General features: G+C 65.0%; 22 protein-coding genes and 1 riboswitch. Of the genes, 2 read left to right on the top strand and 20 right to left on the bottom strand.

Annotation, left to right across the window (positions count from 1 at the left end; translation table 11 throughout):
• Window positions 1-3: 3 nt before the first annotated feature.
• The 5 genes from ACIQTZ_RS08395 to ACIQTZ_RS08375 form a co-directional block, all read right to left on the bottom strand.
• Complete coding sequence (locus ACIQTZ_RS08395) at window positions 4-1,431, bottom strand: L-serine ammonia-lyase (RefSeq protein ID WP_402979424.1); 1,428 nt, start codon at window positions 1,429-1,431, stop codon at window positions 4-6.
• A 690-nt stretch (window positions 1,432-2,121) separates the two neighbouring features.
• Window positions 2,122-2,508 carry a glycine cleavage system protein GcvH gene (gene gcvH / locus ACIQTZ_RS08390; RefSeq protein ID WP_402979421.1) on the bottom strand — a complete coding sequence of 129 codons (387 nt, stop codon included), beginning with the start codon at window positions 2,506-2,508 and terminating at the stop codon, window positions 2,122-2,124.
• Window positions 2,509-2,701: 193 nt separating this feature from the next.
• On the bottom strand, window positions 2,702-3,835 hold the full coding sequence (gcvT, locus tag ACIQTZ_RS08385; protein ID WP_402979418.1) for a glycine cleavage system aminomethyltransferase GcvT: 1,134 nt from the start codon (window positions 3,833-3,835) through the stop codon (window positions 2,702-2,704).
• Window positions 3,836-3,844: 9 nt separating this feature from the next.
• Window positions 3,845-6,691 (bottom strand): aminomethyl-transferring glycine dehydrogenase, encoded by a 2,847-nt coding sequence (gene gcvP, locus ACIQTZ_RS08380; protein ID WP_402979415.1) that lies wholly within the window; start codon window positions 6,689-6,691, stop codon window positions 3,845-3,847.
• 172 nt (window positions 6,692-6,863) lie between these two features.
• Window positions 6,864-6,960: riboswitch (glycine riboswitch) on the bottom strand.
• Between the two features lie 95 nt (window positions 6,961-7,055).
• A complete protein-coding gene (locus ACIQTZ_RS08375) occupies window positions 7,056-7,595 on the bottom strand; it encodes a TetR/AcrR family transcriptional regulator (protein ID WP_402949004.1) in 540 nt (179 codons plus the stop codon).
• Between the two features lie 72 nt (window positions 7,596-7,667).
• Here ACIQTZ_RS08375 and ACIQTZ_RS08370 point away from each other — a divergent pair, with 72 nt between their 5' ends.
• Window positions 7,668-9,221: an MFS transporter gene (locus ACIQTZ_RS08370; RefSeq protein WP_402949006.1), complete on the top strand. Its 1,554-nt coding sequence runs from the start codon at window positions 7,668-7,670 to the stop codon at window positions 9,219-9,221.
• 97 nt (window positions 9,222-9,318) lie between these two features.
• Here the strand turns inward: ACIQTZ_RS08370 and ACIQTZ_RS08365 are convergent, their stop codons facing one another.
• Window positions 9,319-10,134, bottom strand: a complete 816-nt coding sequence (locus ACIQTZ_RS08365; RefSeq protein WP_402979412.1) for a sigma-70 family RNA polymerase sigma factor — start codon at window positions 10,132-10,134, stop codon at window positions 9,319-9,321.
• A 224-nt stretch (window positions 10,135-10,358) separates the two neighbouring features.
• Between ACIQTZ_RS08365 and ACIQTZ_RS08360 the strand changes: the two genes are divergently transcribed.
• Window positions 10,359-10,856 (top strand): flagellar protein FlgN, encoded by a 498-nt coding sequence (locus tag ACIQTZ_RS08360; RefSeq protein ID WP_402979409.1) that lies wholly within the window; start codon window positions 10,359-10,361, stop codon window positions 10,854-10,856.
• A gap of 113 nt (window positions 10,857-10,969) precedes the next feature.
• On the opposite strand, the gene ACIQTZ_RS08355 is transcribed toward ACIQTZ_RS08360, so the two are convergent.
• The 14 genes from ACIQTZ_RS08355 to ACIQTZ_RS08290 all read right to left on the bottom strand — a co-directional run bounded on the left by ACIQTZ_RS08355 (window position 10,970) and on the right by ACIQTZ_RS08290 (window position 22,700).
• A complete protein-coding gene (locus ACIQTZ_RS08355) occupies window positions 10,970-11,212 on the bottom strand; it encodes a carbon storage regulator (protein WP_400333978.1) in 243 nt (80 codons plus the stop codon).
• Window positions 11,213-11,216: 4 nt separating this feature from the next.
• On the bottom strand, window positions 11,217-12,317 hold the full coding sequence (locus ACIQTZ_RS08350) for a hypothetical protein (RefSeq protein ID WP_402979406.1): 1,101 nt from the start codon (window positions 12,315-12,317) through the stop codon (window positions 11,217-11,219).
• On the bottom strand, window positions 12,295-14,340 hold the full coding sequence (locus ACIQTZ_RS08345) for a flagellar biosynthesis protein FlhA (protein ID WP_402979403.1): 2,046 nt from the start codon (window positions 14,338-14,340) through the stop codon (window positions 12,295-12,297). The genes ACIQTZ_RS08350 and ACIQTZ_RS08345 overlap by 23 nt, the downstream gene beginning before the upstream one ends.
• Window positions 14,337-15,422: a flagellar biosynthesis protein FlhB gene (locus ACIQTZ_RS08340; protein ID WP_402979400.1), complete on the bottom strand. Its 1,086-nt coding sequence runs from the start codon at window positions 15,420-15,422 to the stop codon at window positions 14,337-14,339. The genes ACIQTZ_RS08345 and ACIQTZ_RS08340 overlap by 4 nt, the downstream gene beginning before the upstream one ends.
• A complete protein-coding gene (locus tag ACIQTZ_RS08335) occupies window positions 15,422-16,180 on the bottom strand; it encodes a flagellar biosynthetic protein FliR (protein ID WP_402979397.1) in 759 nt (252 codons plus the stop codon). The genes ACIQTZ_RS08340 and ACIQTZ_RS08335 overlap by 1 nt, the downstream gene beginning before the upstream one ends.
• A gap of 1 nt (window position 16,181) precedes the next feature.
• A complete protein-coding gene (gene fliQ, locus ACIQTZ_RS08330; RefSeq protein ID WP_397323185.1) occupies window positions 16,182-16,457 on the bottom strand; it encodes a flagellar biosynthesis protein FliQ in 276 nt (91 codons plus the stop codon).
• Window positions 16,457-17,203 carry a flagellar type III secretion system pore protein FliP gene (gene fliP / locus ACIQTZ_RS08325; protein ID WP_402949284.1) on the bottom strand — a complete coding sequence of 249 codons (747 nt, stop codon included), beginning with the start codon at window positions 17,201-17,203 and terminating at the stop codon, window positions 16,457-16,459. The genes fliQ and fliP overlap by 1 nt, the downstream gene beginning before the upstream one ends.
• 131 nt (window positions 17,204-17,334) lie before the next feature.
• Window positions 17,335-17,838 (bottom strand): flagellar biosynthetic protein FliO, encoded by a 504-nt coding sequence (fliO, locus tag ACIQTZ_RS08320; RefSeq protein ID WP_400333967.1) that lies wholly within the window; start codon window positions 17,836-17,838, stop codon window positions 17,335-17,337.
• Window positions 17,839-18,546, bottom strand: coding sequence for a flagellar motor switch protein FliN (gene fliN, locus ACIQTZ_RS08315; protein WP_402979394.1), 708 nt, complete (start codon window positions 18,544-18,546; stop codon window positions 17,839-17,841).
• Window positions 18,543-19,439 (bottom strand): flagellar motor switch protein FliM, encoded by an 897-nt coding sequence (locus ACIQTZ_RS08310; protein WP_400333962.1) that lies wholly within the window; start codon window positions 19,437-19,439, stop codon window positions 18,543-18,545. The genes fliN and ACIQTZ_RS08310 overlap by 4 nt, the downstream gene beginning before the upstream one ends.
• 61 nt (window positions 19,440-19,500) lie before the next feature.
• The gene (locus ACIQTZ_RS08305; RefSeq protein ID WP_397323192.1) at window positions 19,501-20,322 is read right to left on the bottom strand and encodes a flagellar motor protein MotB; all 822 of its coding nucleotides are present in this window, start codon (window positions 20,320-20,322) and stop codon (window positions 19,501-19,503) included.
• Window positions 20,319-21,086 carry a motility protein A gene (locus ACIQTZ_RS08300; protein ID WP_400334357.1) on the bottom strand — a complete coding sequence of 256 codons (768 nt, stop codon included), beginning with the start codon at window positions 21,084-21,086 and terminating at the stop codon, window positions 20,319-20,321. The genes ACIQTZ_RS08305 and ACIQTZ_RS08300 overlap by 4 nt, the downstream gene beginning before the upstream one ends.
• A gap of 48 nt (window positions 21,087-21,134) precedes the next feature.
• Window positions 21,135-21,404: a flagellar FlbD family protein gene (locus ACIQTZ_RS08295; protein ID WP_402949031.1), complete on the bottom strand. Its 270-nt coding sequence runs from the start codon at window positions 21,402-21,404 to the stop codon at window positions 21,135-21,137.
• A gap of 123 nt (window positions 21,405-21,527) precedes the next feature.
• A complete protein-coding gene (locus ACIQTZ_RS08290; RefSeq protein WP_402979391.1) occupies window positions 21,528-22,700 on the bottom strand; it encodes a flagellar hook protein FlgE in 1,173 nt (390 codons plus the stop codon).
• Between the last annotated feature and the right edge of the window lie 10 nt (window positions 22,701-22,710).

Genomic DNA, 22,710 nt, shown 5'->3' with positions numbered 1-22,710 from the left:
GACTCAGCATTCGACGACGTTGACGGCCAGGCCGCCCATCGCGGTTTCCTTGTACTTATGGGACATGTCCTTGCCCGTCTCACGCATCGTGACGATCACTTCATCCAACGACACCCGGTGCGTCCCATCCCCCCACAAGGCCATCTTCGCCGCGTTGATCGCCTTCGCCGCCGCGATCGCGTTCCGCTCAATACACGGAATCTGCACCAACCCGCCAATCGGATCACACGTCAACCCCAGGTTATGTTCCATCGCGATCTCCGCCGCGTTCTCCACCTGCCCCGGAGAACCACCCATCACCTCAGCCAACCCCGCAGCAGCCATCGACGACGCCGACCCCACCTCACCCTGGCACCCCACCTCAGCACCGGAAATCGACGCCTGCTCCTTATACAACACACCCACCGCACCTGCAGCCAACAAGAACCTGACCACCACATCATCACGGTCCTGCTGCGTCGCCTGGTCCATGCCCGGGGCGTAATGCAACGTGTAATACAACACCGCCGGAATAATGCCCGCCGCACCATTCGTCGGCGCCGTCACCACCCGCCCACCGGAAGCGTTCTCCTCATTGACCGCCAACGCGATCAGGTTCACCCACTCCTGCCAATACTTCGGATCGTTCCGGTCCTTGTCCTCCTTCAGGAGCCGCTCCAGCCAGTCAGGAGCACGACGGCGGACCCTCAACCCGCCAGGCAACACACCCTCACGCTTCAAACTGGTTTCGACACAGGCCTCCATCACCGACCAGATATGCAACAAACCCTCCCGGATCTCCTCTTCCGTCCGGGACGCGCGTTCGTTGATCAGCATGATGTCACTGATCCCCAACCCCTTGGACTGGCACCGGCCCAACAACTCCGCCGCCGTCCGGAACGGCAACGGCAACTCAGCCTTGGACTCCTCCAACTCCGCCTGAGCCGAGTCCTCCTCGCCCTCACGCACAATGAACCCGCCGCCCACCGAGAAAAACGTCACTTCCTTGAGGACATTCCCCTCGGCATCGGTCACCGCGAACCGCATCCCGTTCGTATGCCGGGGCAACACCGTCAACGGATGGAGCACCATGTCCTCCACGGCATACGGCAAACGGACGCCGTCGCCGGCGCCGGAGCCGCCAACAGCACCGGCCAGGTTCAACACACCGGTCTCCGCGATCGCCGCCAACCGCTCCTCCACCTCATCAGGCAGAATCAATTCCGGCTCGAACCCCTCCAACCCCAGCAACACCGCCGTGAACGTCCCGTGCCCCTTACCCGTCGCCGCCAACGAACCATACAAATCAACCCGCAACCCCGCCACAGCAGACAACACACCCGACTCAACCAACTCCCGGGCAAACACCGCCCCAGCACGCATCGGACCCACCGTATGCGAACTCGACGGACCAATACCCACAGAGAACAAATCGAAAACACCAACAGCCATGGCCGGGATCCCTTTGACAGCTTGAAAACGGTCCGGCAGATGGTCCTGCCGGATGGCCTCCTCCGCTCGTGACGGCAGGCGACCGAAGCACGACGCCGGGTGGCCCCCTCAGGCGGCAACCCGGCGTCGCAAGTTCATTCAGTTATTACAGTCCACGCTACGCCAGTAGGCGCGTGGTGGCGCGCTGAGTCTGGCATCCTTCTGCGGCCCCGGCTGCACGGGTTCACGTGGCGCAATGCGGCCGGAAGGGCCTCGACCCGATACGGGGCATCGCTGCCAAACATGCCGTTCGCACGGCACCCTCCGCAGCAAGCCCACGAATCGGCGGGACGACACGATCATGGGTGGCCCCTATGCGTTCGGCGTCCGGAAGCGTGCGTCCAAGGGAGGGTCACGTCCGCTCAGCGGGCGTTTTCGCGACCGAGCACGCGGAGGATGCCGAACCCATCGGGGCATCGCTGCCAAACATGCCGTTCGCACGGCACACCCCGCAGCAAGCCCACGAATCGGCGGGACGACACGACCATAGATGGCCCCTATGGGTTCGGCATCCGGAAGCGTGCGTCCAAGGGAGCGTCACGTCCGCTCAGCGGGCGTTTACGCGACCGAGCACGCGGAGAATGCCGAACCCAGCGGGCCAACACGACCAATCACGCGGAGAATGCCGGACCCATTGGGTCAGACGGGGAACTACGCCAGGTCCCCACCGTTCTTGGAGGCGTATTCCTGTGCCGAGAGCAGCGGGCCGTCGGACTCGGCGGCGACCTTGAAGAGCCAGCCTTCGCCGTAGGGGTCGTTGTTGATGAGGGCGGGATCGGACACTACGGCGTCGTTGATCTCCGTGACCTCGCCGGTGACCGGAGAGTACAGGTCCGAGACGGACTTGGTGGACTCGACTTCGCCACAGGTCTCGCCTGCAGTCACCGTCGAACCGACCTCGGGCAGGTCGACGTACACGATGTCACCGAGCGCATCGGTGGCAACCTCGGAGATGCCAACAGATACCGAGTTCCCCTCCCCACGCAAAACCCACTCGTGCTCGTCGGAGTACTGAAGTTCAGGCGCTACTTTGGGCATTCTGTTTCCTAACGTTGTATGGACAAATCTGTGGCCGGGGCGCGGTGATCAGGAACGGGCCCCTTCGGGTCCGGTATCCGGAAGCGGGCGTCCAAGGGAGCCTCGCGTCCGCCCAGCGGGCGCCTAGGCGACCGAGCCCGCGGAGGATGCCGGAGCCGACGGGCCAAAGGCGACCCGTCGGACAGCAAACGGCTTACTTCTGGCGCTTGTAGAACGGCAGTGCGACCACTTCGAACGGCTCAGCCTTGCCGCGGAGGTCCACATCCAGGGCAGTCCCCGGCTCAGCAAGGGCCACGTCGACGTAGGCAAGAACCACGGGGTACCCGAGCGTCGGGCTTGGCTGGCCGGAGGTTACTTCGCCCACGACCACGCCGTCTTTCAGGACCGGGTAGTGCGAACGGCCGGCACGGCGTCCGAGGCCTTTGAGGCCAACGAGCTTGCGACCAGTGGAGACCCCGGCGCCGGATGCTTTCAAAGCAGCGAGGGCTTCCTTACCAACAAAGTCGCCTTCCTTGGACAGTGCCACCACGGGTCCAAGCCCAGCGGCAAAGGGGTTGCCTTCACGGGAGAGTTCGTTGCCGTAGAGGGGCATGCCTGCTTCGAGGCGCAGTGAGTCACGGGAAGCGAGGCCTGCTGGAACCAACTCGCCCTCTTCGGCAACCGCGGAAATGGCCTGCCACAGGGCTGCGGCAGATTCGTTGGGCACAAAGATCTCGAAGCCGTCTTCGCCGGTGTATCCGGTACGGGCCAGGAGCAGGTCCTGGCCGCTGCCGGCTACCAGGAAGGTCACGTCAACCGCGGCGTAGTACTTCAGTTCCGTGACGAGCGCGTGCTGCTCCGCCGGGACCAGTCGCAGGAGGACGGCTTCGGCGAGGGGTCCCTGAACCGCGATGAGGGAGGTCTCAGAGGAGGCGTCCTCAACCACGACGTCGAACCCGGCCGCACGCACCAGGAGCGCGGCAGCAACAACGGGAGCGTTTCCGGCATTGGGTACCACCAGGAACTTTTCGGGACCGCGGCGGTAGACAATGAGGTCGTCGATGATTCCGCCGTCTTCCTGGCAGATCAGCGAGTACTTGGCCTTACCGTCGGCAATCGCGGACAGCTTGCCCACCAGCGCGTAGTCCAGGAAGGCGCCCGCGTCCGGACCAGTAACCCAGACTTCGCCCATGTGGGAGAGGTCGAACAGGCCGGCGGACTTCCGCACGGCGTGGTGCTCAGCCAGTTCTGAGGTGTACTTGAGCGGCATCTGCCAGCCACCGAAGTCGGTGAAGGAGGCGCCGAGCTTCTTGTGCTCTTCGTAGAGGGCCGTGTATTTCCCAGTCATGACCAGTCCTTAGTTCTCGAAGTCTTCGATCGGCGGGCAGGAGCACACCAGGTTGCGGTCACCCGCAGCACCGTCAATCCGGCCGACGGGCGGGAAGTACTTGTCCTGCTTGAGGTGGTGGACCGGGAAGGCGGCCTGCTCACGCGGGTATGCACGGTCCCAGTCGGAGCTCACGACGGCGGCTGCCGTGTGGGGTGCGCGGCGGAGCGGGGAATCCTGCACGGAGAAGTCCCCGGCAGCAACCTGCTCGATCTCGGCCCGGATGGTGATCATGGCTTCAATGAAGCGGTCGATCTCCACGAGGTCCTCGGACTCGGTGGGCTCCACCATGAGCGTGCCCGCAACAGGGAAGGCCAACGTGGGTGCGTGGAAGCCGAAGTCGATGAGGCGCTTGGCCACATCCTCAGCCGTGACGCCGGTCTTCGCCGTCAGCTCGCGGAGGTCCAGGATGCACTCGTGCGCTACAAGTCCGCCTTCACCGGTGTAGAGAACCGGGAAGTGCTCGTTGAGGCGGGAAGCGATGTAGTTCGCGGCCAACAAGGCGGACTTGGTGGCTTCGGTGAGTCCCTGGCCGCCCATGAGCTTCACGTAGGCCCAGGAAATGGGCAGCACGCCAGCGGAGCCAAAGCGGGATGCCGAGATCGGAACGTCGTTGCCTTCGGTCCAGGACGTGGCGTCGCCCGGCATGAACGGCGCCAGGTGTGCCTTGGCTGCGACCGGGCCAACACCGGGTCCGCCGCCGCCGTGCGGGATGCAGAAGGTCTTGTGCAGGTTCAGGTGGGACACGTCTCCGCCGAACTTGCCCGGCTGGGCCAGCCCAACGAGCGCGTTGAGGTTGGCGCCGTCGATGTACACCTGGCCGCCGGCTTCGTGGATCGCGTCGCACACCTCGCGCACATCGGCGTCGTAGACACCGTGGGTGGACGGGTAGGTGATCATGATGGCCGAGAGCACGTCCCGGTTGGCTTCGATCTTGGCCTTGAGGTCATCGTGATCGATCGTGCCATCCGAGGCGGTAGCCACCACCACAACCTTCATTCCTGCGAGCACGGCCGAGGCTGCGTTGGTGCCGTGGGCAGAAGCCGGGATCAGGCAGACATTGCGCTGCTGGTCACCGCGGGAGTGGTGGTAGCCGCGGATCGCGAGGAGGCCGGCCAGCTCGCCCTGGGAACCAGCGTTGGGCTGGATGGAGACCTGGTCGTAGCCGGTGATCTCGGTCAGCTGGGCTTCAAGATCGGTGATCAGTTCACGCCAGCCGGCGGTCTGGGAATCCGGGGCGAACGGGTGGATCGAGGCGAACTCCGGCCAGGAAATGGCTTCCATCTCAGCCGTGGCGTTGAGCTTCATGGTGCACGAACCCAGCGGGATCATGGTGCGGTCCAGCGCGAGGTCGCGGTCGGAGAGCTTGCGGATGTAGCGCAGGAGCTGGGTTTCGGAGCGGTGCGTGTTGAACACGGGGTGCTGCAGGTATTCGCTGGAGCGTTCAACGGAAGCCTCCAGCGCGAAGCCTTCCACGTCTTCGGCGACCGAAGCGCCGAAGACGGCTGCGACGTCGGCGACGACCGCCGTCGTCGTTGTTTCGTCCACAGAAATGCCGACCGTGTCAGCGTCGATGCCGCGCAGGTTAATGCCGCGCTCTTCGGCGGCAGCCACAAGCGAGGCAGCGCGACCCGGGACACGGACCGTGATGGTGTCGAAGAAGGACCCGTGCAGGACCTCGACACCGGCAGCCTTCAGCGAGGCGGCAAGGGTGCGGGCGTGGTGGTGTGCGGTCTCGGCGATCGCCTTCAGGCCTTCGGGGCCGTGGTAGACCGCGTACATCGAGGCGACGATCGCCAGGAGTGCCTGGGCGGTGCAGATGTTGGACGTGGCCTTTTCGCGGCGGATGTGCTGCTCACGTGTCTGCAGCGCCAAGCGGTAGGCGGGAACACCGGCGTCGTCCTTCGAAACGCCCACCAGGCGGCCGGGCATGGAACGCTCGAGGCCCTTCTGAACGGCCATGTAGGCGGCGTGCGGGCCGCCGAAGAACAGCGGGACGCCCAAGCGCTGGGCGGAGCCGACGGCGATGTCGGCGCCCTGCTCGCCCGGAGGGGTGATGAGGGTGAGGGAGAGAAGGTCTGCAGCGACGGTGACCAGGGCGCCCCGCTCTTTGGCCTCGGCGATCACGGCGGAGTGGTCAAAGACCCGGCCCGAAACGCCAGGCTGCTGCAGGACGACGCCGTTGATGACGCCTTCCGGGAGGCCGTTGGCGAGGTCCGCAACCTCAACGTCAAAGCCAAGCGCTTCAGCGCGGCCCTTGACGATCGCGATGGTCTGCGGAAGGCAGTCGGCGTCCAGGACGGTCTTGCCATCCTGGGCCGCCTTGTTCTTGTTGGCGCGGCGCATCATCAGCACGGCTTCGGCCACGGCGGTGGCTTCGTCCAGCAGCGAGGCGTTGGCGATCGGGAGGCCGACGAGGTCCTGGACCATGGTCTGGAAGTTCAGCAGCGCTTCGAGGCGACCCTGGGAAATTTCCGGCTGGTATGGGGTGTAGGCCGTGTACCAAGCCGGGGATTCGAGGATGTTGCGGCGGATCACCGGCGGTGTAACGGTGTCGAAATAGCCCTGGCCGATCATCTGGACGGCCGTCTTGTTCTTGGAGGCGAGCTTGCGCAGTTCCGCGAGGACCTCCACCTCCGAAAGGGCGTTCTGCAGGGTCAGGGCAATGTCCTGGCGGATGTCGTTGGGAACCGCGGTGTCCACGAGGGAATCCACGGAGTCGTAACCGACAGACTTGAGCATGGTGTCAATGTCGGCCTGGCGGCGGGCACCGATATGCCGGTCGACGAAGGTGGTGGAGGCTGAACTAACCGTCACGAAGGAACTCCATTACTTGGGCGGCGTTTGGGTACGCCGCAGTGGCTCGGGTTCCTCCCCGCTCTGTATTGGACCTGAGAGTTTCCGCGGGTTGCTGTCCGCACAGCCACCCGCTTGCACCGTCGGTGAGCACAACAATCCGGCCGGACTGCCTGCTGCTTTCCAGAGTTGCCTATCCGCGGCGGTGCATGGGCCTGAGAGATTCCTGGGGAGGATTTGCTCCTACGGCGCCTGCATCTCGTACTGCAGGACTCTCCCGCCGCAGATCAAAGGCTTTATGCAGTTGTAGGCGGCGTGCCAAGGAAGGCACACCACAGTTGTTAATTGTCCTATGCCCGCAGCGCGGCGGCAAATGGAAGGTCCGCTACTTCCGCAGGCGGTCCAGGACCGCGAGGAGGACCTCGACGTCGGCCTCCCGCCCGGCGCCGCCGGCTTCCTGCCCGCCTTCGAACATCGCGTTGAAATAGAGGCCGTCTCCCATGTAGCTGACCGCCTTGGCAACCTCCGGGCCAACGTCGTCGGCAAGGACGTCAAGCCAGCGCTGTTGAATGGCCGCGAACCGGCGGCGAGTCTCCTCGTGGGCCACCTCGGCCAACCTGGTTGCCGCAACGAACGCCCGGTCCATGGGCGTTCCGGCCCAGAGCGAGGAGCGGATGAAGTAGGCCGCTGCGCCGTCGGGCGCCGCCTGCATCTGTTCGGTATCTTCCTTGGCCAAGTCATCCAGGCGCTCCAGGAGGGCACTGATGAGCGACTCCTTGTTGGGGAAGTGATAGAGCAAGCCGCCCTTTGAGACGCCTGCGCGCTTGGCCACGGCGTCGAGGGTGGCAGCACGCTCCCCCACTTCGATCAGGAGTGCTTCAAAGGCGTCCAGGACGGCGTCCCGGGCTATTGGTTTTCGCGGCATGGATCCATCATTCCCTAAAGCGTGGTCTTGTTCTATTTGAAACTGTACCGTCTGGACGGTACAGTAAAGGTCATGTTCTCGCCGTCCTCAACCCACGCTCCCCGTTCCTCCGTGCGCCCGGTTCCGGGCAAGACCGCACCGTGGCGCGACTGGACGGCCCTGGCACTGCTGATGTTCCCGGTGCTCCTGGTGGCCGTCGACAACACCGCGCTCACCTTCGCCCTGCCGGAAATCGCCCGCTCACTGGAAGTCGGCGGCATCCAGCTCCTCTGGATCGTGGACGCCTACCCGCTGGTACTGGCCGCACTGCTGGTGTCCATGGGCAACTTCGGCGACCGGATCGGACGACGGCGGCTGCTCCTGATCGGCAGCACAGGCTTCGCGGCGGTTTCGGCTGCCACGGCGTTCGCGCCTTCCGCGGAGTGGCTGATTGCCGGTCGCGCCGCACTTGGTGTCTTCGGCGCCATGCTGATGCCCTCCACTCTGTCCCTGATCCGGAACATCTTCACCGACCCCAACCGTCGCCGGCTTGCTATTGCCGTCTGGGCTGCCGGTTTCTCCGGCGGCGCCGCGCTCGGCCCGATCTTCGGTGGCTGGCTCGTGGAGCACTTCTGGTGGGGCGCCGTGTTCCTCGTGGCGGCCTTCCTCCTCCTGCCGCTGCTCGCCTTCGGCCGGGTGCTCATCCCTGAGTCCAAGGATGCCAACCCGGGCCGCGTGGACGTACCCAGCATCGTCCTGTCCGTGCTCACCATGGCGCCCTTTGTCTACGGGATCAAAGAACTCGCCGTGCATGGATTCGGAGCATCCGCGGCTGCCTTCATGGCGTTCGGCTTGGTGATGGGCGTGTTGTTTGTGCGCAGGCAGCAGCAACTCTCCAGCCCCATGCTGGACGTCCGCTTGTTCCACAACAAGGTGTTCAGCACGGCCATTGTGGCCAACGTGTTGTCCTTGTTCTCCATGACTGGCTTCATCTACTTCTTCGCCCAGCACCTGCAATTGATCGAAGGGCAGTCACCCATGGAAGCCGGAATCGCCATGATTCCAGCGCTTCTGGCAACAGTGGTGGCCGGTCTCCTGGTGGTCCCGCTGGTGAAGCGGATCCGCCCGGGATTCGTGGTAGCCGGTGGGCTGACGCTCAGCGCCGTGGGCTATTTCGTGGCGATGGCCGGCGACCACGGAACCGGTCCCGTGTTCCTGCTCTCCGCATTGACCGTGCTGGCCGTTGGTGTGGGGGCCGCGGAAACCATCTCCAACGACCTCATCCTGGCCTCCGTGCCGGCCGACAAGTCAGGGGCGGCCTCGGCCATCTCGGAAACCGGGTACGAACTCGGATCCCTGCTGGGCACGGCCGTGCTCGGGTCCATCCTCACGGCCTCTTACCAGCACAACCTCGTCATTCCAGACGGCGTATCTTCGGAGGCTGCGGGCAAGTCCGGGGAGACGCTGGCCGGAGCGGTTGACGCCGCCTCGGCACTCCCGGCGCCCCTGTCGGAAGCGTTGACAGAGGCCGCCCGGGTTGCCTTCGAATCGGGTGTCCACATCACTGCGGCGATTGGGCTGGTACTCATGGCAGGAGCGGCAGTGCTCGCCGCCGTCGTACTTCGCCAGGTACCGAAGGCGCAGTAGGTGGGTCTGCCCCCAGGATTCACAAGATTCACAGGGATTCACACGGAGTCCCGGACGAAGCAGCCCGGGCCGCACCAGCGGCCCGGGCTGTTGGCGTTCAGACTGCCTGGTTGAGCGTCGGGCCGAGGCCCAGGGTCCGCGTGATGCCACCGGTGGTGGCGGTCGCCAACGCCGAGAGATAGTCGTTCCGGCGTCGAGCGGTGATACGGGACTCCGGCTCGAAAGCCCGGTCCGGGTTGTCGGCGTAGTGCGCGGCCAGGCCATCACGCATGAGGCGGATGCCCTCGGCGCGCTGCTGGGACACAGCTGCGTGGGTGGACCCCAGTTCCTCCGCGAGTTCCTTGACGGAGCGGCCGGAAAGGTAAATCTCCTGGATGACAAAGCGCATCTTCTCCGGCAAGGCATCCACGGCCGCGCGAAGGTACTTGATGCGTTCGTCGGCCAAGACGGAGTTCTCCGGGGACGGCGTCACTGACGCAACCGTGTCCACCACTACCTCGTCCAGCGACGTCAAGGTGCGGGCGGCATCTGCCAGTGCCGCCTCAACGTAGCTCCGCTCCACGCCCAACGCCGATGCCATCTCGGCAACGCTGGGGCCGCGACCCAAAACACCGGTGAGCGTCTCCTGGATTGCCAGGGTCTCCTTGATCCGCTTGCGGGCGGAGCGGGTGGCCCAGTCCCCCGCGCGCATCTCGTCAGCGAACGCCCCGATGATTCGACGACGTGCGAATGCCCCGAAGGGAACACCAAGGTCCGGGTCAAATGAATCAGCCGAAGTAATGAGCGCCAGGGAGCCTACGGAAGCAAAATCATCGCGCGACAAATGAGATGCGCGCGCACAAAGGTCAGAGACCAGGTAACCAACGAGCGGAAGGTGCTGCAACACCAGCTCGTTGCGCTGTTCGCGATTCAAATTTAAGTCCCCCCATGAGACCGGATTATTGAGTTGCCATAACCTTTGACCGCAAATTCCGGTCGGCGCCTAGAGACCAATCACGGCGACGATGAGGGACTTCGTTTCAGGTACGTGTTCAGAGAACATATCACCTGAAAACGACTCTGCGTGTACGCTCGACACAACAAATTCAAAACCCTGCTGAAACGTTGTTTCCACGGGTTAAAAGAGATGGGGGCACCGTGGGGGCGGATGAGCTGTCAGCGACGCTTTGGCGGGAACGAAGACAACTGGATTTCCTGCTTTTCCTGCTTGAAACCCAGCTTCTGCACCTTCGCGCCGGGAGTTGGCATCGCCTCAACATCACTGCGGCCGAACTGGAAAAAGTGCTCGAAAAGCTTCGTTTTGAATCACTGGCCCGGAGTGTCGAAGCCTCGTCAGCGGCCGCCGAATGGAAGGCACCTGATAAATCAACTTTGCCGGCTCTGATGGAAATTGCGCCCTCGGGAGTTTGGGCAGAGCTCTTGGACGAGCATCTTCAGGCCATGATTACGCTGTTGTCGTCGATTGACGCAGCGGCCAAGGACAATATTTCGGCATTGCTGAGGGGCCCTACCGCCAACGCCGCCGACGCCGATGACCTTTCGGTCCTGGCCCCCCAAGCCAACATCCAGCGTGCTTTGGACGCTGTGAAGGGCACCTCGCTTCGGTCTTTGCGGGATTTCCTCGGCCTGAATTGAAGCTTCGTGAGAGAGGATCCGGAAAAACCGGCGACTCCATGAGAGAGCGTCCGGGAAAACCGGCGACTCCATGAGAGAGCGTCCGGGGAAACGGGCGACTCGGTGAGAGAGGGTCAGTCTTGGGTGGGGGTTGGGGGGCGGAGGTTGGCCAGGAGCGCTTCGGCGTCGGGACCGGCCTGGGTTGCGGCGAGGTTGGCGGCAGCGATCGCCTCCACCACTTCGCTGCGTTGGATGGAGACGCCGCGGGGTGCCTCGATTCCGATCCGCACGCCGTCGCCACGGCCCTCCATGACGGTGATGACAATGTCCTCACCGATCATGATCTTCTCGCCCGGCTTGCGCGTCAGTACCAACATGACTTCAATGTACCTTTCCAAGGACGGGCGTGCTCGCGGGCTTGCCGTCCACCCAGCCCACGGGGATGCCCAGGGCGTCCACGGTTTCGGGCGTGGCGGTTTCCGATGCTCCGATGACGGCCAGCGCCGAAATCCCGGCCGCGTCGGCAGGAAGTGTTGATGGGGCAGCAAGCAATGACTGGAGCCCCTGAACCCAGGCCCTGGTGTCCTCGGCCTTGCGCCTGGCATCGACCACCACCCAGAGCTGGTCGGCGGACAGGCTCGCGATGTGGGCAGCCTGCGTGGGTACGTCGCCCACGCGGCCCAGCCCGAAAGCCACCACAACGCTCTGGCCGGTCAGTACCGCCTGGGCGCGGGCCGCCGTCGCGCTTTGCCGTCCCTGCACGTGCAGGTGGCCGAACGCGCTCAATTCGCCGGCTGTCCGGACATCGGAGCCGCCGGCGGCAATGGACATCTCCAGCGCGGGCCCCACAGCGTCGTCGCCCAGGCCCAGGAGGACAATGAGGTTGCCGTCGCCGGTGAGCGGCTGCGGCACCGGGGCGGACGGAGCGTCCGACGGCGGCAGGACGCCCCCGGCGCCCGCGGGCACCGCAGGAGAGGGCACGGCAGACGGAAGCGCGGCAGGCGCAGCCGGGACTACGGGAGCCGCCTCGAGCTCCTTGCCGAGTTGTTCCAGGAGGCCCGCGAAGTCCGGGGATGCCGTGGAAACCGGCGCCGGCTTATGGAGTTCGAGTTCGGCGGCGTCGGCACGCTCAAGCAACGCGGCGATGGCCGGACCGTGGAGCGCATGGGCATCGGCCGGTCCGGCGGCAGGCAGAGGCGCAGCAGCCGACCCAGACGCCGCAGCCGGCCCAGGCGCGACGGTCGACCCAGGCACGGCGACAGGCAGAGGCACCGAGGCCGACCGAAGCACAGCAGCCGAATCCGCAGGCGCCTCCCCCACCTCCACCGTGGCCTCGAAGCGGGCAGCGGCAAAGAGCCCAACAATGCCCGGATTCGTAACTTTTTCGGCGGCGACGATCCGCGCACCGGGCCCGTACTGCTGCAGGGCCTTCTCGCGGATGGCTTCGAGCGAGGCGCCCCTAAGCTTGAAGCGCTTCTGCAAAGCGGACCACCCCCACGGTTTCGATCCTGATATTGGCAGACGTCACTTCCCGGTACGAGAGGACGGGGACACCGCCGTCGGGAGCTCCTACAAGGCGGCGGATCGCGGGACGCAAGGCGGGAGCGCAGACGAGGACCGCCTGCCGTCCGGTGGCGGCGGCGCCCTCCACTGCGGACTTGAGGGAGGACAGGACGGCATCGAGTTTGGCCTGGCCCATCACGATCTGGGTGCCGCCCTCCGCCGGGCGCATGTCCTCCAACATGGACTGCTCCAGCAGAGGATCGATCATGATCACGTTAAGGACAGAGCCTTCCAGGTACTTGGTGGCCAGCACGGGACCCAAAGCGTGGCGCGCCGACTCGATCAGCGCCTCGGGATCGGTGGATGCCTTGGCCCGCAGCGCCAGGGCTTCGTAGATTCGAGGGAGATCGTTGATGGGAACCTGCTCGTCCAGGAGGCCCTCCAGGACCCGCTGGATTTCGGCGAGCGAGAGCAGCGCGGGTGTCAGTTCCTCCACGGCCGACGGGCTTTGCTTGCGGACCCCCTCGGTGAGCACGCGGACATCCTCCCGGGTAAGGAGCCGCGCGGCATTGGCACTGATAATGGAGGACAGATGCGTGACCAGCACGGACACGCGATCGATGACTGTGGCACCGGTCATTTCGGCGCTGTGCCGCATCTCGGTGGGAACCCATTTGCCGTTCAACCCGAAGACCGGCTCCACGGTAGCCGTCCCGGGGAGGGCGTCCAGGAATTCGCCCAAGGCCAGGAGCTTGCCCGACGGCGCCACTCCCCTTCCGGCCTCGACCCCGGCGATGCGGATGGCGTAGGTGGAGGGTGGCAGGTCCATGGCGTCGCGCGTCCGGACGGGTGGGACCACGAGACCCAGTTCCATGGCGATCTTGTGGCGCAGGGACCGGACCCTCGCGAGGAGGTCGTCGGAGGCTCCGGAGACGATGTCCACGAGGTCGGGTGCCAGGAGGATCTCTACGGGGTGGACGCGCATGTCTTCCATGAGCCGCTCGTTGGGGTCTTCCTCGGCTGCCACAGCAGCGTTGTCTGCTTCCTGCGCTGCCGCTGCTGCTTTCTGCTGGGCGGCCACGCGCCGCGATGCGATCACCAAGAGGGCACCGACCAGCAGGAACGGCAGGATGGGCATGCCCGGAATGACCGCCATGCTCGCCGCGGCAAGGCCCGCGATCAGCAATGCATTGGGCGACTGCATCAGCTGCGAGGACGCCGTACGGCCCATGTCCTCCTCGGCGTTGGACCGGGTGACGATCATGCCCGTGGAGACCGCCATGAGCAGAGCGGGGATCTGGGTGACCAGGCCGTCACCCATGGTCAGGAGACCGTAGGTGTTCAGGGCATCCACAGCGTCCTGGCCGCGCTGCAGCACGCCGATCGCGATGCCGCCCACGAAGTTGATGATGATAATGATGATGCCCGCGATGGCGTCGCCCTTGACGAACTTGGATGCACCGTCCATGGCGCCGTAGAAATCGGCCTCGGCGGAAACCTCGGCGCGGCGCTTCCGGGCTTCGGCGTCCGTGATGAGTCCGGCATTGAGGTCGGCGTCGATGGCCATCTGCTTGCCGGGCATGGCATCGAGGGTGAAGCGGGCGCCCACTTCGGCCACACGTTCGGCACCCTTGGTGACCACAACGAACTGGATGACCACCAGAATCAGGAACACCACGGCCCCGATGATCAACGAACCGCCAACCGTCACCTTGCCGAAGGCCTCGATGACCTGTCCGGCGAACCCCTGCCCCAGGACCAGCCTGGTGGAGGCCACGTTCAGGCCCAGGCGGAACAGGGTCGCCACGAGCAACAGGGACGGGAACACGGAGAAGTCCAACGGCTTCTTCACGAACATGCTGGTCAGCAGGATCAGGAGGGCCAGTAGGATGTTGCATACGATCAGGAAATCGAGCAAGGGCGCAGGCAGCGGAACCACCAACAGCAGCACGATGGCCACGATCCCTACCGGCACTGAAAGCCGTGCGAACTTGTTGTTCATGCCAGCAAACCTTCCTTCATGCGATGGATTCCGCGTGATGTCCCGCGGTTCTTGAGCGACATCACGAAGGCCAGGACCGCGGCCACGGAACGGTACAGCTCCACGGGGATCTCCTGTCCCAGGTCACAGGCCGAATGCAGGGCACGTGCCAAGGGGATGTCCTGCACCATGGGCACGCCCTTGCTCTCGGCTTCCTCCCTGATGCGGGCAGCAATGACCCCGGCCCCCTTCGCCACGACGCGAGGCGCCGATTTACCGGCGTCGTACTTCAACGCAACTGCCACGTGCGTCGGGTTCACCAGCACGACGTCGGCGTCCGCGATCGAGGCGATCATGCGGTTGCGGCTCATGCTCAATTGGCGTGAACGCCGGTGCGACTTGACCAGGGGGTCGCCGTCGGTGTTTTTGTTCTCGTCCTGGATTTCCTTCTTGGACATCCGGGTCTTCTTCCGGTTGCGGCGCATCACCACGACAATGTCGGCCGCGGCCAGGATGAGACCGGCCACCACGGCGAACTGGATGAGCGCACCGATCCCGCCTGCGGCCGCCGCGAGCACACCCGCCACGGGCAGTCCGCCCGCGGTCAGGAGCACGGGCATCAGCCCCTGGATCACGGTGTACAGGACAAGACCCACGACGGCGGTCTTCAGCAACGCTTTGACACCTCCCCATAGTGCCTGCGCACCGAACATGCGCTTGAAGCCGGCGAGCAGGTTGAAATGCTCGAACTCGGGGCGGAACTTCTTGAAACGGATTCCGCCCTGCAGCGCGGAGCCGGCCAGGACCACCACAGTAACCACCAGGAGCAGCGGGCCGAGGATTCCGCCGAGGGAACCCAGCCCGGCCTCCAGTGCGGCAATGGCCTTGGCGGGGTCGGGATCAGCCATGACGCCCTTGACCGTGAACAGTTGGTCCACCGCGGCATTCGACGCATGGTCGATGGTGGCCGGAAGCATCGCAGCAGCGCCGCCTACCGCAAGCCAGGCCATGAGGTCCTGCGACCTGGAGAGTTGGCCCTTCTGCCGGACCTCCCGCATGCGTTTGTCCGTGGCTTGTTCGGTTTTCTCCTGCGAATCCGCCACTAACCCACCCCCAGCACGGTCCGTGCGGCCAACTCGGCCAAACTCGCGACCAGCCGAGGCAACGCCAGGAACAGAAAGCCCGCCAAGGCCAGCGTGATGAAGATCTTCAGCGGGAACCCGAGCGAGAAGGCATTCAATGCCGGCGCCACGCGCGTGAGGAGACCGAGTCCGACGTCGGCCAGCACCAGGACCACCAGCAGCGGACCCGCGATCTGGACCGCGGAGATGAACATCCCGGTGATTGCCCCCACCATGGCGTCCACCGGTTTGCTGAGGTCGATGCCACCGGCCAGCGGGAGCGCGTTGAAGCTGCCCGTGAGGCCGCCGATGACCAACTGGTAGCCGTCCGAGGCGAAGAGCAACGCAAGGGCGGCCATCTGAAGCAAACGCGTGAACTGGGCGCCGTTGACCATCATCTGGGGGTCGAAGGCCTGCGCCATCTGGAAACCGCTGAAAAGGTCGATCAGGCTGCCCGCGGATTGGATGGCGGCGAACACGGCCATCACCAGGAACCCGAGGACCAGGCCGGTAACCAGTTCCAAGACCACTGCCGTGATGAAACCCGCGGTGTCCCTGGGGACGGCGTCGGTGGAGAGGCGCTGCGAGACAGCCAGGCCCAGGCCGATGCCGAGCATGGCCTTGATCCGGGCAGGAATCGCGTGGTGGGCGAAGGGCGGAGCCACCACCAGGAAGGCTGTCATGCGGACCGAGGCCAGCAGCAGGACCTGGATCCACTCCTGGTTGATGGGGATGTCCACCTCACGCGCCACCGATCAGTCCGGGGATGCGCGCGAAGAGTTCGTTGGTGAACGTGACCATTTCCGAGATCATCCAGTGGCCGCACACCACCAAAGCGATGGCCACGGCAACGGCCTTCGGGACGAAGGAAAGCGTGGCTTCCTGCAACTGGGTGATGGATTGCAGGAGCGAAATGGCCAGGCCAACCACCAGGGCGGTGACCAGCGTGGGCGCGGCCAGTTTGGCGGCCACGATCATGGCCTGGAGGCAAATGTCCAGGACGGCGTTGGTATCCATCAGCCGCTCGCATAACTCTGGATCAGGGACGTGATCACCAAGCCCCAACCGTCAACCAGCACGAACAGCAGGATCTTGAAGGGCAGCGAGATCATCACCGGAGGAAGCATCATCATGCCCATGGACATCAGCGCCGCCGAGACCACAAGGTCGATCACCAAAAACGGAATGAAGATCACGAAGCCGATGATGAACGCGGCCCGGAGTTCGGAAATCATGAAGGCCGGAACCAGCGTCTGCAGCGGGACCGCTTCGGGGTTGGCCGGGTTCGCCATGTTGGCCGCCCGGGTCATGAGGGCAATGTCCTCCTCCCGGGTGTGGGCCAGCATGAAGTGCTGCAACGGCGTCCACCCCGCGGACATTGCTCCGTTGAAGTCCAGTCCTCCGTTCAAGTAGGGCTGGACCGCCACCGTATTGATGTCAGACACCACCGGCCACATGACGAACAAGGAGAGGAAGAGGGCCAGGCCTGCGAGGACCTGGTTGGGCGGAATGGCCGGGAGCGAGAGGGCGTTACGGGTCATGGCCAGCACCACGAAGATCTTGGTGAACGAGGTCATCATCAGCAGCAAGGCCGGAGCCACGGACAGCAAGGTGATCCCAATGAGGGTGACCACCGCCGAGGAAGGTGCACCGTCCAGGCCGTTGATGTTGATGCTGACGTTACCGCTGCCTTCCGGCGTGGCCGGCGGGGTGGGTGGAGTGGGGGCCGTGGGATCAATGGGGGCAGCGTGGGCCGCAGCCATGCCCAGCCACACCAAGGCCACCGTGAGCAGGAGTGCCCACAGCGCCAGGAAGCACAGCCGCGCAGCGCGGGGTGGCGCGGCCAGCAAGGCTGTTGCAGGTGGCACCGGGAATCCGGAACCAGCAGAACGGATCAATTGCGGCGTCCCCTGAAGGCATCGGAGGCCTGGCGCCACGTGGAAGCGGAAAGGATGGAACCGTGCAGCGGGTGGGCCTGGGCCGGTGTCCGCCGGTGCAGGTCCGCCCGGCGCCGGACCACGGGAATCTGGCCCGTGACCAACTCAGTCCGGGGTACGGATTCCGCCGACGCCTGCCGGAACAATTGGGCGAAGCTTTGCTCCTCGATGACCTTCTGCGGCGCGGCTTCCACCACCTCGGCAGCAAGCACCGGAGCGTCGCTGGTGTGCAGGACCGTGACATTGTGCTCGGTGACGCCCAGCAGGAACCGTTTGTCTCCGGCGTCCACCACCACCACGGAAGCCTTCTGCCCCAGTGCTTGGCGGCTAACGACGCTCAGCGTGGAATCGGCACGGCGACGGCCCTTGCCTTTGCCCAGGCGGCGCTGCAGCAGCCAGATCACCGCAAGCACGGCGCCGAGGGCAACAACCACCCGAAGTCCCAGGATGAAGGAATCCATCTAGAACGTTCCCTCTGCCCCGTCCAGGATCCGGGTGATGCGCACAGCATAGTCCTGGTCCACCACCACAACTTCGCCGTGCGCGATCAGCCGTCCGTTGAGCAGGACATCCGCCGGAGCGCCGGCCGAACGGTCAAGCTCAATCACCTTCCCCGGCTCAAGCGCCAGGGCGTCACGCACGGACATTCGCGTCCGGCCGATCTCCACGGTCAGGGCCATTTCCACGTTGCTGATGAGGCCCAGGCGGGCAGAGACATCGGCGTCCTGCGCGCCGCGGGAGGGACCGGCGTCGTTATCCCGCACGCGGACGGCGAACCACCCGAAGGGGGCTCCCCCGTCACTCAACTCAAAGACCACGGTGGCGGGGTCCTGCAGCAGCCCGGCGGCGTCTGCCTCGCGCAACTCCCCCAGCACGCCGGCGTCGAACGCCGATGCGGCCTGTTCCAAGGCGGGACGCAGGACGTCGCCTGCAGAGAACTGTGCACCCGCAACCGCACCTCCGGCAGCGGCCAGGAAGGAATTGTCCACCAGCAGCAACGCAAAGTCCGCCGTGGAAGCGCCGACGAACGTCGCCGTGACAGCAGGCGAGGCATAGGCGGCGGCAGCTTCGGCGGGGACAATCCCCGCCACCGTCAGCAGCGACGAGGCCGGCAGGTGCTGGGCCAGTCGCTCGGCTGCCGCTTCCTGCAGGGTCAGGGTGATGCTCATCGCTGGTGCTCCTCGGTTGTGACAATGACGGCGGCGGCGCGTGAGCCGTGCCTGGCGGCTGCGGCGGTGGCCAGGCGGGTGCCGTTGATGGTGACGTCGAACGGCCGGTTTTCCAGGTGCGGAAGCGGCAGGACATCGCCGACGGCGAGTTCCAGGATCTGCGCGGGAGTCACCTGTGCGGGGGTCAACTGGATGGCGACGTCGACTGGAACCTGGGCGAGCTGGGTCCGGACCAACGACTCGTTGTCCACGCTGTGGACGGTGGGGTTCACGTCGCCCAGCTTGGTGAGGAGGACGTCGGCGGGGATGGCAAGGGTGGCGGCGCACTGGGTCTCGCCGACGTTCACGCTGAAGCCGGCAACGATCATCAACTCGGACGGCGCGGCCGCTTGGGCGAACTGGGAGTTGTACTGGATGCCGTCCATGGTCACGGACTGCGTCAAGAGATTGCCCAGGGAGTACTTCAGGTCCTCAAGGACCTCCTCCACCATGCGGGAGACGAGGGCGTGCTCGATTTGCGTGAACTTCCGTTCGGGCACGGTCGTGTCCGCGGAGCCACCCAGCATGCGGCTCAACCAGGACAAGGCCGCCGTTGCCGGAAACTGGATCACCAGGCGGGAGTCGCTGTCCTCGATCCGGCACAGCACCATGGAGGTCACGGACGGCAAGGAAGCGGAGTACTCGTCGTAGCTCTGCATGCTCAACTGTTCCAGCGTTGCCGTGGATTTCAGCCGGACCTTGGCCGTGAGCTGGGTGCCCCATTGCCGGGCGAACGTTTCGAAAGCCACTTCCAGGACACGGCTGTGCTGGCGGGGCAGGGTTGTGGGCCTGCGGAAGTCATAGACGTCCACAGTGCGCTGGCGTTCGGCCGCGCGATCTTCCTGTTCTCCCACGGATGGCACTATCGGCAGGTAACTTGCGCGTGTAAGGCCGTTTTAACCCCGGTTTTCCTGCCTACTTCGCCGCCTTGGCTGCAGCCGCCGAGTCATGTGTCTGCGCCTCGATGGCCTGCGGGATGAGCGCGCGGATATCCTCCGGCCGGTTGGACACCAGCACCACGTCCACGCGCCGGTTGAGTTCCATGAGCTCTTCGGTGGAGTCGTCGGTCACTTGCCGTGCGGAGCCGAAGGCAACGGCCCCGATTTTGGCTGCCGGCATCCCGGATTGGTCCACGAAGAACCGGAGGACGTTCACCGATCTCGCCGCGGAGAGTTCCCACGTGGAGGCGTAGGCGGTGTACCCCTTGGCTGCGTGGCCCTCAATCATCACTTCGAGACCGGAACCAACAACCGTTGGCGCAATGGCCGTGAGGATCTGCACGGCCTTGGGAGTCAGGTCCGGCATGTCCGGCTGGAAGAACGTCTGCGAGCCAACCAGTTTCACCGTCAGGCCCCGCTCCCCCACCACGAACTCCACGTTCTTGTCCAGGCCCTGGGATTGGAGCTGGGTCTGCATGGCTCCCTGCAGGGCTGTGAGTTTGTTGACCTCCTGCGTGGCCAGGTCCAGCGGGGAGAACCCCTCGCCGTTGGAGGTAGTCAGTTCGCCGGGGACCACCACGCCGCTGGCCGTGTCCACCTTCTGGCTGATCTCCGTCCCGAAGCCCGTGGCCAGGGAATTCCGGAGCTTCTCGAACTTGATCTGGTCCACGGAAGACATGGCAAAGAGCACAATGAACATGCACATGAGCACAGTGACCATGTCCATGTAGGACGCCATCCAGCGCTCGTCCACGTGGTGCTCTTCGAGTTGCGCCCCGCGTTTCCTGCGCGACCTCATGCGGCCCTTGACGCTGTGAGCTTGCCGGTCTTGCCGCCGTCGTCCGCTTTGTCCTTGGTGGACTTGGACTTGGGATCCGCCGGAACCATGGCGCGGAGGCGCTCGGCCAGGAGCAGCGGCTGGGTGCCGCTCTGCACCGCAAGCAGGCCTTCCATGAGCAGGTTCATCCGCTCTACCTCAAGCTCGGAGAGGCGCTTGAGCTTGGCGCTGACCGGGAGCCAGATGAAGTTCGCGGAGAGCAGACCCCACAGGGTAGCGACGAAGGCTGCGGCAATCATCGGGCCCAGGTGGTCCGGCGAGGACAGGTTCTCCAGCACGTGGGTCAGGGAGACAACCGTGCCGATGATGCCGATGGTGGGTGCATAGCCGCCCAGGGCTGCGAAGAACTTCGAAGCCACGTGGTCGGCGCGCATCCGGGTATCGATCTCGTCCTCCATGAGGAGGCGGAGTTCCTCGGCATCCGTGCCGTCGGCGATGTTCTGGAGGGAACGGGCAAGGAACGGGTCCTTGGCGTTGTTGGCCTCTTCTTCCAAGGAGAGCAGCCCCTCGCTGCGGGCCTTCTCCGCCAGGCGGACCAGTTCATCGATGCTCGCGCTGGCCTTGGCCGGCTTGCCCATGAACACCTTGGGGACCTGCTTGAAGGACTGGATGACATCCGGGAGGGTGTTCCCGGCCAGCCCCACGGCAATGGTTGCACCGAAAACCAGCACCATGGGCGCCGGCAGGAGCAAGGACATCAGGTTGGCATGCTCCAGGGTGACCATGACCACCACGGAGGCAAAGGCGAGCAGCAGGCCGATGATTGTCACGGGCTACCTTCCGTTTCGGGGGTCGTTTTGTTCGTTTGCCTGGGGCACCAGGCTGAGCGGGTAACCGGTCACCCGCGGCAGGTCCTGAGCCCGCCGCAGCACGTTTGCCCGGTATTCCGCAATCAGTTCCACCACCTCAACCAGCGATTCGCGCACCACGTACGCGGCGCCGTCGAGCGTCACCAAATGCGTATCCGGACTTTCATGGATCCGCTCCAGGATGTCCGGATTGACGGCGAAGCGTGTGCCGTTGAGGCGGGTGACAACGATCATGTGCTGTTCTGCTTTGGCTTGGGGTGGCTGTACTTCCTACTGTCGGCCGGGAGGGGCGGAGCGTTAGCGGATCCTGCCCTGTTGGTCCATGCGGATTGGCCAAGGGGCAGGATCCGTTGCGGACTAGCGCTTCAGGTTGCTCAGTTCCTGCAGGACCTCGTCCGAGGTGGTGATGATGCGGGCGTTCGCCTGGAAGCCGCGCTGGGCCACAATCAGGTTGGTGAACTCCTGGGACAGGTCCACGTTGGACATCTCCAAAGAACCCGAGGTGAGGGCGCCCAGGCCAGCGTCGCCGGGGACCCCAAGCTGGGCTGCGCCGGAGTTGGCCGTAGCAACGTAGGACGAGCCGCCGGCTTTCTCCAGGCCCTCGGCGTTGGTGAACTTGGCCAGCGCCACTTTGGCCAATACCTGCGTGCTGCCGTTGCTGAAGGCGCCTACCAGGGATCCGTCGGCAGCCAAGGTGAACGACTCGAGCTTGCCCGCCTCGGCGCCGTTCTGGCCCGTCACCGTCAGCGTGCTCATCTGCGCGAACCCGGTGACCGCGCCGAGATCCACGTTGATCCCACCCACCGCGAGGGTTCCGCCGGACGTCAGCGCACCATTGGCAAACGTCAGGGCACCCGAGCCCGTGGCACCGTTGGCGTCGGCACCGGCAACGCTCCAACCCGTGTTCGTGCGGCTGAACGTGAGCGTGAGTGCGCGTTCGGCACCGTTGCCGTCGAATACCTTGACCTGGCGCTCCAGCGAGGTGCCCACCGCCGCATCCGAAGGCAGGTTGCCACCCAGTGAGGCAGCCGTAGTTGCCACGGCAGGGGCGGTGGTGTTCGGGGACAACGTGATGGGCCCCGTCAGTCCGCCCACATTCACCGCGCCGTTGGTGGCGGACCAGCCTTGGAGGATGCCGCCGTCGGGCGTGGTCAAACGGCCGGACGCATCCAACTGGAAGTTGCCCGCGCGGGTATAGAACTGCTGGGTTCCCTTCGCCGTCACGAAAAAGCCCTCGCCCGAAATCATGAGGTCCGTGCCGCGGCCGGTGCTCTGCGACGAACCCTGGCCAAAGTTGGTGCTCACCCCGGCCACCCTGACGCCCAGGCCCACCTGGGCGGGGTTGGATCCGCCGGTTCCTTCCTGTGGTGCGGCGGCCCCCTGCGTCAGCTGGGACAGCGTGTCCTGGAACTGCGCCGACGATGACTTGAAGCCCGTGGTGTTGACGTTGGCGATGTTGTTGCCGGTGACGTCGAGCATGGTCTGGTGGGCGCGGAGGCCGGAAATTCCGGAGTACAGCGAACGGAGCATGGTGTTGCCT

Source organism: Paenarthrobacter sp. NPDC090520 (genome assembly GCF_044769205.1).
Taxonomy (GTDB): domain Bacteria; phylum Actinomycetota; class Actinomycetes; order Actinomycetales; family Micrococcaceae; genus Arthrobacter.
This window is presented reverse-complemented; position numbering and strand designations above follow the sequence as displayed.

Bases quoted from the DNA above. Each gene is read 5' to 3' on its own strand.
- ACIQTZ_RS08395 (WP_402979424.1), bottom strand. From the start codon at position 1,431: ATGGCTGTTGGTGTTTTCGATTTGTTCTCTGTGGGTATTGGTCCGTCG.
- gcvH (WP_402979421.1), bottom strand. From the start codon at position 2,508: ATGCCCAAAGTAGCGCCTGAACTTCAGTACTCCGACGAGCACGAGTGG.
- gcvT (WP_402979418.1), bottom strand. From the start codon at position 3,835: ATGACTGGGAAATACACGGCCCTCTACGAAGAGCACAAGAAGCTCGGC.
- ACIQTZ_RS08375 (WP_402949004.1), bottom strand. From the start codon at position 7,595: ATGCCGCGAAAACCAATAGCCCGGGACGCCGTCCTGGACGCCTTTGAA.
- ACIQTZ_RS08370 (WP_402949006.1), top strand. From the start codon at position 7,668: ATGTTCTCGCCGTCCTCAACCCACGCTCCCCGTTCCTCCGTGCGCCCG.
- ACIQTZ_RS08355 (WP_400333978.1), bottom strand. From the start codon at position 11,212: ATGTTGGTACTGACGCGCAAGCCGGGCGAGAAGATCATGATCGGTGAG.
- ACIQTZ_RS08345 (WP_402979403.1), bottom strand. From the start codon at position 14,340: ATGAACAACAAGTTCGCACGGCTTTCAGTGCCGGTAGGGATCGTGGCC.
- fliQ (WP_397323185.1), bottom strand. From the start codon at position 16,457: ATGGATACCAACGCCGTCCTGGACATTTGCCTCCAGGCCATGATCGTG.
- fliP (WP_402949284.1), bottom strand. From the start codon at position 17,203: ATGGCTGCGGCCCACGCTGCCCCCATTGATCCCACGGCCCCCACTCCA.
- fliO (WP_400333967.1), bottom strand. From the start codon at position 17,838: ATGGATTCCTTCATCCTGGGACTTCGGGTGGTTGTTGCCCTCGGCGCC.
- fliN (WP_402979394.1), bottom strand. From the start codon at position 18,546: ATGAGCATCACCCTGACCCTGCAGGAAGCGGCAGCCGAGCGACTGGCC.
- ACIQTZ_RS08305 (WP_397323192.1), bottom strand. From the start codon at position 20,322: ATGAGGTCGCGCAGGAAACGCGGGGCGCAACTCGAAGAGCACCACGTG.
- ACIQTZ_RS08300 (WP_400334357.1), bottom strand. From the start codon at position 21,086: ATGGTCACCCTGGAGCATGCCAACCTGATGTCCTTGCTCCTGCCGGCG.
- ACIQTZ_RS08295 (WP_402949031.1), bottom strand. From the start codon at position 21,404: ATGATCGTTGTCACCCGCCTCAACGGCACACGCTTCGCCGTCAATCCG.
- ACIQTZ_RS08290 (WP_402979391.1), bottom strand. From the start codon at position 22,700: ATGCTCCGTTCGCTGTACTCCGGAATTTCCGGCCTCCGCGCCCACCAG.